A 9,000-nucleotide genomic window follows, 5' to 3' on the forward strand; every position below is an offset into this window, starting at 1 on the left:
AAATAGAGCCACCCTCAAAACTTGGGTATAACCAAATAAAAGTAGCTGGCCTATCCTCAGGGGAAATTCAAGTATCACCAGATAATCACCTCGCTCCCCGCAGCAAGGATACCCCATGGGAAAAGTAAAGCCCGTTAATGAGGAATGGTCAAGGGAAACGGTAAAAAAGACGGGGGAGGGAGTTCCCCGGTTACGGAGGTGGTGGAGGGGAAGCAATTTGTCGAGGGAATTCGCCCGAGGGAGAACGCCGCCTGAGGTCATACCCAACATTTGACAATAGCTCCTCTTCCATAGTCAAGTTCCTTACCGGATTAGCCGGATGAACTATTGGGGCAAGGGCAACCCAACAAATGTTAAATTCCTCCAGGCCCCAGCCAGGCTCATCCCCTCTTAACCAGCGGGTGGACATTCCTATATCAAAGGTCCCTTCATTAGCACCCACAATTCCCGCAGTCGAGCCTACGGAGTGACTTTCCACCACTATATCAGGATTCTACTGGTTGAGAAGGTGGGGCCCCTATAGCAGTCACGCTCGTGGTAAACAATACTGCCAACAAGATTAACAATATTCTGTTTTTCATCGTTATATCCTCCTTTTATTTGTTTGGGACACTCTGTTTTTACCGGAAGATACTTAGATTATGCCATCATTCGTACCTCCTTTTTAACTCGGGTTGTTAGGCTCACGGTTCACGGTTGACCTCCAAACCGTTCAATCTTGATCTATCTAACGCCAAGGCTTCATTCGTTCTTTTGCAGCAAAATTACTTATTGCAGTAGAATCAACCTTGAACCCCGGAACCTGATTAGTTACTCTTCACATTCGTATTATATGCCGGCAATGTTTAAGGTTTTATTAAGAGAATGTAATGTACCCCAAAATAATGGACTATCCCCTCAGGTGATATAATATCTACGAATATTAGCTTCCAGATTTGGATCAATACATAATCGCTATTCCTGGGTAAAAAGCAGAGGCCATTCGGGTTTGCATCGCCGTAGGAAAGCCTCGGGAATACCACACCGGGAAGAGATGTTTGTAAACCTTCTGCTGTTTGATGCAAACACGATAGGGAATAGATAAGGTGTAGGATAAAGCGTTGGAAAACATTAGTCAGCGGTACGGGATCGCTCTGGTGTAACCTTTTTGGGTCCTGTGCCGAAAAGGCCTACCACGCTCTCTTACATGATAAAACAATATCCAGCGCAGACCCGTTGACCGACATCGATATCGGGGTTGTCTTTAAAGACCTGTTGCCCATTCCCGAGAAAAGACATCTCCTCTATGCGGACCTGTATCATGCCTTGGCCGAGTTATTTCCTTCTGTCCCTGTCGATCTGGTTTTCCTGGAAGAGAATCACTCCGTATTCCAGAGTGAGGTCATCAAAGGGCACTGCCTTTATGCCGTCAACCAAATCCTGATCAACCAACGCTTATCATTCATCAAAGGGTATGTTGGTCATCTTGGAGGGGTGGTCCAGCATTCCCAAAAAGGAATTCATCAGGAGTGACTATTGCGCGGCAGCGGAAAGTTATCTTCGTCGCTCTTTAGGGTTCAAAGTTGGTTGCTGAGGCGGTATGTTCTTTGTTTTTGATGCCGGTAACCTGGTTTTTTTCGTTGACGGTGACGATTTTGGGCTGGAAGTCGGTCAATTCAGCTTCGTCGAGTTGGGCGTAGGAAATAATGATGAGAAGGTCACCGGGCTGGACGAGGCGGGCAGCGGCGCCGTTCAGGCAGATGGTGCCTGAGTCTCGTTTTCCGGAAATGATGTATGTTTCGAAGCGGGCACCGTTGTTGTTGTTGACTACTTGGACTTTTTCATAGGGTAACAGGTTTGCGGCGTCCATCAGAGCTTCGTCGATGGTGATGCTGCCCTCGTAATTCAGGTTGGCGTCGGTGACGGTGGCTTTGTGGATTTTTGACTTACACAGTATTCTTTGCATGGTTTTATGCTTCCACCATGAGGTTATCGATCAACCGGGTCTTGCCGAAGCGGACAGCCAGGGCGATGAGGGTTCGGTTCCGGATTTCTTGGACATCGCAGAGTTCCTCGGCATCGACCACAGCGATATAGTCGATATCGGCCAGGGGTTCGGATGAAAGGATATTGAAGATCAGTTCGCGGATCTTGACGGCGTCTCTTTCACCATTTTTGATTTTTTCTTCGGCGGCTTGCAGACTTCGGTAAAGGATGGGGGCCGCCTGGCGTTCTCCAGGGGACAGATAGGTGTTGCGCGAACTCATCGCGAGGCCGTCTGCCTCACGGACGATAGGCAAGACGATAATTTCCAAGTCCATGTTCAGGTCATTTACCATCCGGATGAGGACTTGGACCTGCTGGGCGTCTTTCTGGCCGAAGTAGCTGCGGTTCGGGGTGACGATGTTGAAGAGTTTGGCAACCACGGTGGTTACCCCCCGGAAATGGTCCGGGCGGGAGGCACCGCAGAGGCCGGTGGTCAGGCGTTTGACGTCGACGAAAGTGGTGTAGCTTTTGGTGGGGTACATTTCTCTAACGGGGGGGGCGAAGATCAGGTCACAACCGGCGGAGGCAGCCATTTTAGCGTCGCTGTCCAGATCGCGGGGGTATTTCTCATAGTCCTCGCTGGCGCCAAACTGCAGGGGGTTGACGAAGATACTGAGAATGGTGAGGTCATTCTCGGCGCGGGCGCGGCGGAGCAGGGAAAGGTGGCCTTCGTGGAGGAAGCCCATGGTGGGTACGAGACCGATGGTTCGGCCCGCTTGGCGGGCTTTTTTGATGTGCGGGCGCAGAGTGGGGATATCGTGGATGATATCCATGTTATTCCTCCCGCAGTTTTTGGACGATCGTTTCATCCATGGTGAAGGTATGCTCGAGAGCGGGGAAAGCAGAAGTTTTTACTTCTGTGATGTAGGAACGGATGGCGTCCACCATGGGGTTGAAGAAGGCGCCGTAGTGTTTGACGAACTTTGGTCGGATGTCGGTTTGCAGGCCGAGGAGATCGTGGTAGACCAGGACCTGACCGTCGCAGTGCACGCCGGCGCCGATACCGATGGTGGGGATGGCGAGCTTTTCGGTGATAAGCCGGGCGAGCTGGCGAGGAATGGCTTCCAGGACGATGGAGTAAGCACCGGCGTCTTCCAGGGCTAGGGCGTCGTCAACGAGTTGGCGGGCCATTGACTCGTTCTTACCTTGGACGATGAAACCACCCAGCCGTCCGACGGACTGAGGCGTGAGGCCGACATGGCCGACTACGGGGATGCCGGCGCGGGTGATTTTCCGGACGGTATTGGACATCTCCACACCTCCTTCCAGCTTGACAGCGAGGGCGCCCGTCTCCTGGACGGCACGTCCGGCGTTACGGACCGCTTCTTCCCAGGTAACTTGGTAGGTCAGGAAGGGCAGATCGATGACGACCATAGCGCGTTTGGCACCGCGGACCACTGCTTTACCGTGATGGATCATATCCCCGAGTGTGACGGCGAGGGTGTTGTCATAGCCAAGGACCACCATGCCGAGGGAGTCACCGACTAAAATCATGTCGATACCGGCTTCGTCTACTACGCGGGCTGAAGGGTAGTCGTAGGCCGTAGCTGTGGTGATTTTATCGCCTTTGACTTTCATTTCCTGTAAGGTTCGGGTGGTTATTTTCATTTTCCTATACCTCGTCTGAAAAACATGGTGAACGGTGATCGGTGAACGGTGAATAGTGATCGGTGATGGGGAAATTCGACGACGACGACCCTGCCGACTGGTCGACTCCTTATGTGATGTCTTTTCCCGGCCAAAAAAAAGCCTTCTGACTATGTCAGAAGGCCGAAGAAAAACTCAATTCCGTCCTTCTGTCTCGGTCCATTAGTCTTGGCTCCAAGCAGATTTCTTGTGACGGTTAAGAATTCCGGTTACTTTTGGGCGTATTTTTCGGGTACAGTTTGTGGATTACAATACTGTCCCAGCCCGCTTCGCCACTTATTTTACCACAACGTTTTTTGAAGTGGCAAGGGAAAATTGTGGGAGCAATTGCGGGACCTGAGGTTGAAAAAAGCGAGGAGGTATGATACATAATCGGACGTTGCGTGTTGTAATGGAAAGATAAAGATGATATCGTCCACATTACAGAAAGGACCTAGACTCGGCCATGACCCAAGTGTCCCCTGTCCATCCTACCATCGATCTCCATATTGGTGTGAAAAGTGATCCGATCATATACCGCTATTCCTACGAGTGGTTGTTTGATTTGATGGCGGAAGAGGAGATTTATCACCTTCAGCTGGGAACGTTTTTCGAGTTGTTTTCTCTGCCCGATGGGTATTTTCTACGACTCAAGGAAAGTGCCGCACAACGGGGAATCGTCATCTCCAGTGTCTTCAGTGCCTATCGGGAACTGGGAGGATTTTTCTCCGAAGACCCGGATCTCCGTCAGGTGACGATTCGAAATTACCGGCGGTTGATCGAAGTGGCGGCGGTGCTGGGTGCCGCGTCGGCCGGAACTTCGGCGGGTGCTGTTTTGCGTGACCGCCTGTCTTACCGAGAACAGGGGATCCGCGCCTACATCGAAGGAATGAAAGATCTATTGCACTACGCCCGGGATTGTGGTCTGTCCTGTCTGACCAGTGAACCTATGTCCTGTTATGCCGAACCGCCGGTCAGTTCCCGGGAAATCCGTTCTCTCGGAGAAGAACTGGTGAGCTATCATCGGGCACATTCTTCAACAACGGCTAGCTATGGTTACTGTTCCGACGTGTCCCATGGCTGGGCCGACCGACATGAGCAGATCGTCGAGGATAACCTCACTCTCTTTCAGGCTTCATTTCCCTATCTTTACGAATTTCACTTCAAGAATACCGATAAAATCTACCACAAAACCTTCGGTTTCGAGCCGGAAAACCTCTCACATGGGATTATCGACGTTCGCTGGATTCGTAAGCTTCTGATCGAACATCGACATGTTCTCCCTCAGGAAACGATCGTCGGATATCTGGAACACCCCGGTCCCAAACTGGGACGCGACTATTCCGACATCACCCTGGAGCGGTCCCTCCGGGAATCCCTTCGCCATTTGAAACGGGAGTTTATTGGCTGATCTGTCGGTGTGAAGGACAGAGAGTTGGGAAACTAAGTCGCGTAAGGGAAATAACGTTCATGGGAGTGTATCGTGAATGATCCTCAACGGATAAATCGCATCCAAACACTCATTGATCAGTTGCATAAAGGAATAACGAGTACCGAGAACGAAAAAAGGAAGGTCAATTGGGATTCCTTTGCGGGGCTACCGGGAATCTTCGTCCGTCATCTTCCCCAAAAGGGCGGCAACAAAATCCCCTTCATTGCCGATCTGGACCGGGAAATGTGGGCGGCAGTTCTTGAGGCGGATCTCCGGGAAGTGTACGGCGATCCGCTCTGTTACCTGGAATTTGAGTTGCGTAGGAAGCTTTTTGCCTTTCAAAATTTTCTCGACGACAATCCCCTGACTGATCGAGTGACCATGTGGTTCGGGGTGGGTTTTTGTGAGAGCGTGCTGGGTATCCCCCAGGAACCAGCCCAGGCTACCCAGGAGCCCTGGGTGGGAAAAAACCGGCTGATTGGCGACCCAATTGACCTGGATAGCCTTGAGGTCCCTGATTTTATGATCAACGAACGAGCTCGTTTCGCCCGGGAGTGGTATGAACGGTTGAAAAGCGCCGCGGGGGAAGACGTAGAAATCGTCTTTCCAGAATGGGATTTTGGCCCCCTGGGGATCGCGACTCACGTGCGGGGTACGGAAGACTTCGTTATCGATTGTATCGAGGATGGCGATTTTGTGCATGACTTGATGAGTTTTCTATACGAAGCTAAAGTCAGCTGGTCCAAAGGGCGAGCCGCACATCTCGGATGCCAGCCCCAGACTCTTTATCTGGCCAATGATGATGTGAACGTCCCCCTCATTTCCCCTGAAGTATACCGTTATTTCGTTTTCCCTTACGAACAGAAAATCAGCCGCTACCATGGCGGAATCGATTACTGGCACAGTTGCGGCCGGATCGATCCGCTTCTTGGGGACGTCCAGCAGCTACCCGGTTTGAAGATGGTGCACATCAGCCCCTGGACCAACCTGGAAAAGGCGGTGGAAATTGCCCACCCGGACCTCGTTCTGGAGGTGGTCCTGCATCCCATTGACGAGGTTCTGAAGGCGACTCCCGAGCAGATGACCGGCAAGTTGGAATGGATCAGAAACGTGTGTCAGGATCGGTTGTACACGGTCCGGGCTGATGCCTTTCAGGTTTATACGACACTCGAGCAGGATTTGGAGAAGGTCTGGACTTGGATCGAAAGATGCCGCGCACTCTTCGGATAACCCGGTGATTGAACGATTTAGACATGGAGGATAAACGCCGCGTGTTAGAATTGATTTAAACTTGATTTTGCTGCAAAAACTCATTTCAGCGAGGCCCCGTTGCCATCAGCAACGCCTCATCTGGCATTTTCTCGCACGCATCTCAGACCACGTCCGGTTGCAGTGATGCTGAAAAGACCATCCTTGGCCTTTTTACTGCGAAAATGCGGTGATTTCGGCGGCTGATTTATGCAGCTCAGGCCCAGGCTTCCTTCGTTCTTTTGCAGCAAAATTACTTATGGCAGTAGAATCAAATTTGCAGGTTACACGCGGGTCAAGGAGAAAGCGATGTTCTGGGTCTTCCATCTGGCTCTTAACTTAGGCTTTGGAAGCCTGATCGGTTTTAGGGTTTTCTCTTCTCGAACCCTCTTGTTTCGGTTAAGTGCCGGAATACTATTTGGTATGTTAGGGGCCATGTGGTCACCGGTGCCCTCCGCTTTCTATTTCGGGTTTACTCCTGTAGCTCATTATCTGGGTTGGGGCATAATGGGCTTGATAGCTCTTTTGATCGTTATGCTTTATAAAGACAAAGGCCATAACTCTTCAAACGATGACCCGCCAGAGTCGTTCCATCGCTGGGAAATAGTTGGAATTCTGGTTTTTGCCCTCTTTATTGGTTATCTCTTCACGTCTCATTTTTTCCTGGATTCAGAAGGAGCGGTTTTTACCCGGGGGAATCTCTATGGCGACCTCCCCTTTCACCTGGGGATGATCACCAGCCTGGTTGAACAGGAATTTTTCCCCCCGGAGTATACCTTTTTCCCCGGTGCCCGTTTAGGCTATCCTTTTCTGACCAACCTTCTTTCCGCTTCTCTCCACCAGTTTGGTTTATCCCTGCGCTGGTCGGTTATACTTCCCAGCTTTTTCTTTGTTTTTCTGTTGGTTTTCTGGTTTTTCCAATTTGCCCGCCTGGTCTTAAAAGGTCATTTTACCGTTCTCCTCGCTGCGCTTATGTTTTTTGTCAATGGCGGGTTAGGGGCGTTTTATGCCCTGGATAACGCCTGGATCGATCCGGAACGATTTTCCGGACTTTTCCAGGGTTCTGCCCATTCCCCCACGAACTGGACTGAACACAATATCGTTTGGTCCAATGTCATTTGTGACCTGATTCTCCCGCAGCGAACAACCCTGGCCGGGTGGGCCGTTCTTTTTTTCGCCCTGTATCTCCTGTACCGGGCGTTGACCCTGAGACAGAGAAAAGATTATGTGCTCGCCGGCCTGGTAGGCGGTCTTATGCCCATTATCCACACGCACTCTTTTCTTGCCTTTTCGCTAATTAGCCTGACCTGGTTTATCGGGTCATTTTTTGGTGAACGGGAAAAGAGCCGTCAATTCATACGATGGCTCTTGTTTGGCATTCCCTTCCTGCTTCTTGCTCTTCCCCAGTTGTGGGAATGGACTTTTTCCCAGGCGATTGCTGGGGGATTCTTCCGATTCCATCTGGGATGGGCTAACCGGGGAGATATCTGGCCGTGGTTCTGGTTAAAAAATGTGGGAATTGTCTTTCTGCTCATTTTTCCGGCCCTCTTATCCCGGGACCGAATCATGAACCGCTTTTATCTTCCCGCCGTGATCATCTTCATCCTCGGAGAACTTTTCGCCTTTCAGCCCTGGGTCTGGGACAATATCAAGCTCTTTTTTATCTGGTACCTGTTCAGTGTATTCCTGGTGTCCAATTACCTTTATAGGCTTAATGACCGGCTCCAAGGTTTTCCGTCCCGGTCAGTCATCCTGGTCATCGTGGTATTTTTCGCTGTTTTTTCCGGTGTACTCAGCCTGGTGCGGGAGACACTCCTCCCCCCACATCAGCTTTTTTCCAAAAACCAGGTGGCTCAGGCGGAATTCAGTAAAGACTCAACCCTGCCTGATGGCTTGTTTCTCTCTGCGGGTTACCATAATAATGCTGTAATGGCGCTGGCTGGACGGAGTATTTTCATGGGATTTGACGGGTGGTTGTGGAGTCACGGAATCGACTACGGCAAACGCCAGGCGTTGGTTGAGGAAATGTTTACTCAAACCGAGCGCTTTGCGGAACTTGCCCAAGAGAGCGAAATAGATTACCTTATGGTCGGCCCGCGCGAGCGTCACCAATTTGAGACGGACTGGAATTTCTTTATGGAGAGATACCCTTTGATCTATCGTGGACAAAACCAGCTTATTTTTGCGGTTTCTCCCCGTGCTCAGGAGAAACTGAACACCGCCGAGGATTGAAGCCGCGGTGGCTTTCCTGAAAATAGATGAACTCCGGACAACCATATGGACACGCTTCACGCCATATTTCTCCCGCGTCCTGGAGTGACCCACCGGATTGACTTTAGAAAAAGGATATGTATACTGAAAAGGTAATAACAAGTTAATATGCTTAGTTGAACACTGTAGGACGACTAACCGGTAGGATAGGAAATAATCTGCTCGTCATACTTATGAAAGCAGGGATACGCAAGAGTGATCAATATGATGGATTTTAGACAAGCGCGGAACGATAAACTACGATGGAAGAATGTAGGAGGCCACCCTTGATCACCCTTGACCGCCGGGTCCCGATACCCCTGTACTACCAGCTCAAGGAGTTGCTCCGCCGGGACATTGAGTCCGGCGAGTACCAGCCGGGAGACACCCTGCCCTCTGAGCGGACCCTCTCTGAACGG

At 50.9% G+C, this 9,000-nt stretch carries 8 protein-coding genes; 4 read left to right on the forward strand and 4 right to left on the reverse strand.

The window, feature by feature from the left end; genetic code table 11:
- On the reverse strand, positions 1 to 270 hold a 270-nt coding region (locus VLH40_07955), incomplete at its 3' end, for a hypothetical protein (GenBank protein HSV31936.1).
- A gap of 822 nt (positions 271 to 1,092) precedes the next feature.
- Between VLH40_07955 and VLH40_07960 the strand changes: the two genes are divergently transcribed.
- Positions 1,093 to 1,512, forward strand: a complete 420-nt coding sequence (locus VLH40_07960) for a hypothetical protein (GenBank protein HSV31937.1) — start codon at positions 1,093 to 1,095, stop codon at positions 1,510 to 1,512.
- 37 nt (positions 1,513 to 1,549) lie between these two features.
- Here VLH40_07960 and panD read toward each other — a convergent pair whose 3' ends face one another.
- The 3 genes from panD to panB are packed head-to-tail and all read right to left on the reverse strand — an operon-like array spanning position 1,550 to position 3,633.
- A complete protein-coding gene (panD, locus tag VLH40_07965; protein HSV31938.1) occupies positions 1,550 to 1,945 on the reverse strand; it encodes an aspartate 1-decarboxylase in 396 nt (131 codons plus the stop codon).
- 4 nt (positions 1,946 to 1,949) lie between these two features.
- Complete coding sequence (panC, locus tag VLH40_07970) at positions 1,950 to 2,798, reverse strand: pantoate--beta-alanine ligase (GenBank protein ID HSV31939.1); 849 nt, start codon at positions 2,796 to 2,798, stop codon at positions 1,950 to 1,952.
- 1 nt (position 2,799) lies between these two features.
- Positions 2,800 to 3,633: a 3-methyl-2-oxobutanoate hydroxymethyltransferase gene (panB, locus tag VLH40_07975; GenBank protein HSV31940.1), complete on the reverse strand. Its 834-nt coding sequence runs from the start codon at positions 3,631 to 3,633 to the stop codon at positions 2,800 to 2,802.
- 484 nt (positions 3,634 to 4,117) lie between these two features.
- On the opposite strand from panB, the gene VLH40_07980 reads away from it, so the two are divergent.
- The 3 genes from VLH40_07980 (at position 4,118) to VLH40_07990 (ending at position 8,563) form a co-directional block, all read left to right on the forward strand.
- Positions 4,118 to 5,062, forward strand: a complete 945-nt coding sequence (locus tag VLH40_07980; GenBank protein ID HSV31941.1) for a TIM barrel protein — start codon at positions 4,118 to 4,120, stop codon at positions 5,060 to 5,062.
- A 72-nt stretch (positions 5,063 to 5,134) separates the two neighbouring features.
- The gene (locus VLH40_07985; protein HSV31942.1) at positions 5,135 to 6,313 is read left to right on the forward strand and encodes a uroporphyrinogen decarboxylase family protein; all 1,179 of its coding nucleotides are present in this window, start codon (positions 5,135 to 5,137) and stop codon (positions 6,311 to 6,313) included.
- A gap of 327 nt (positions 6,314 to 6,640) precedes the next feature.
- Positions 6,641 to 8,563 carry a hypothetical protein gene (locus tag VLH40_07990; GenBank protein HSV31943.1) on the forward strand — a complete coding sequence of 641 codons (1,923 nt, stop codon included), beginning with the start codon at positions 6,641 to 6,643 and terminating at the stop codon, positions 8,561 to 8,563.
- Positions 8,564 to 9,000: the final 437 nt, after the last annotated feature.

This window comes from Atribacteraceae bacterium (genome assembly GCA_035477455.1).
Lineage (GTDB): Bacteria > Atribacterota > Atribacteria > Atribacterales > Atribacteraceae > DATIKP01.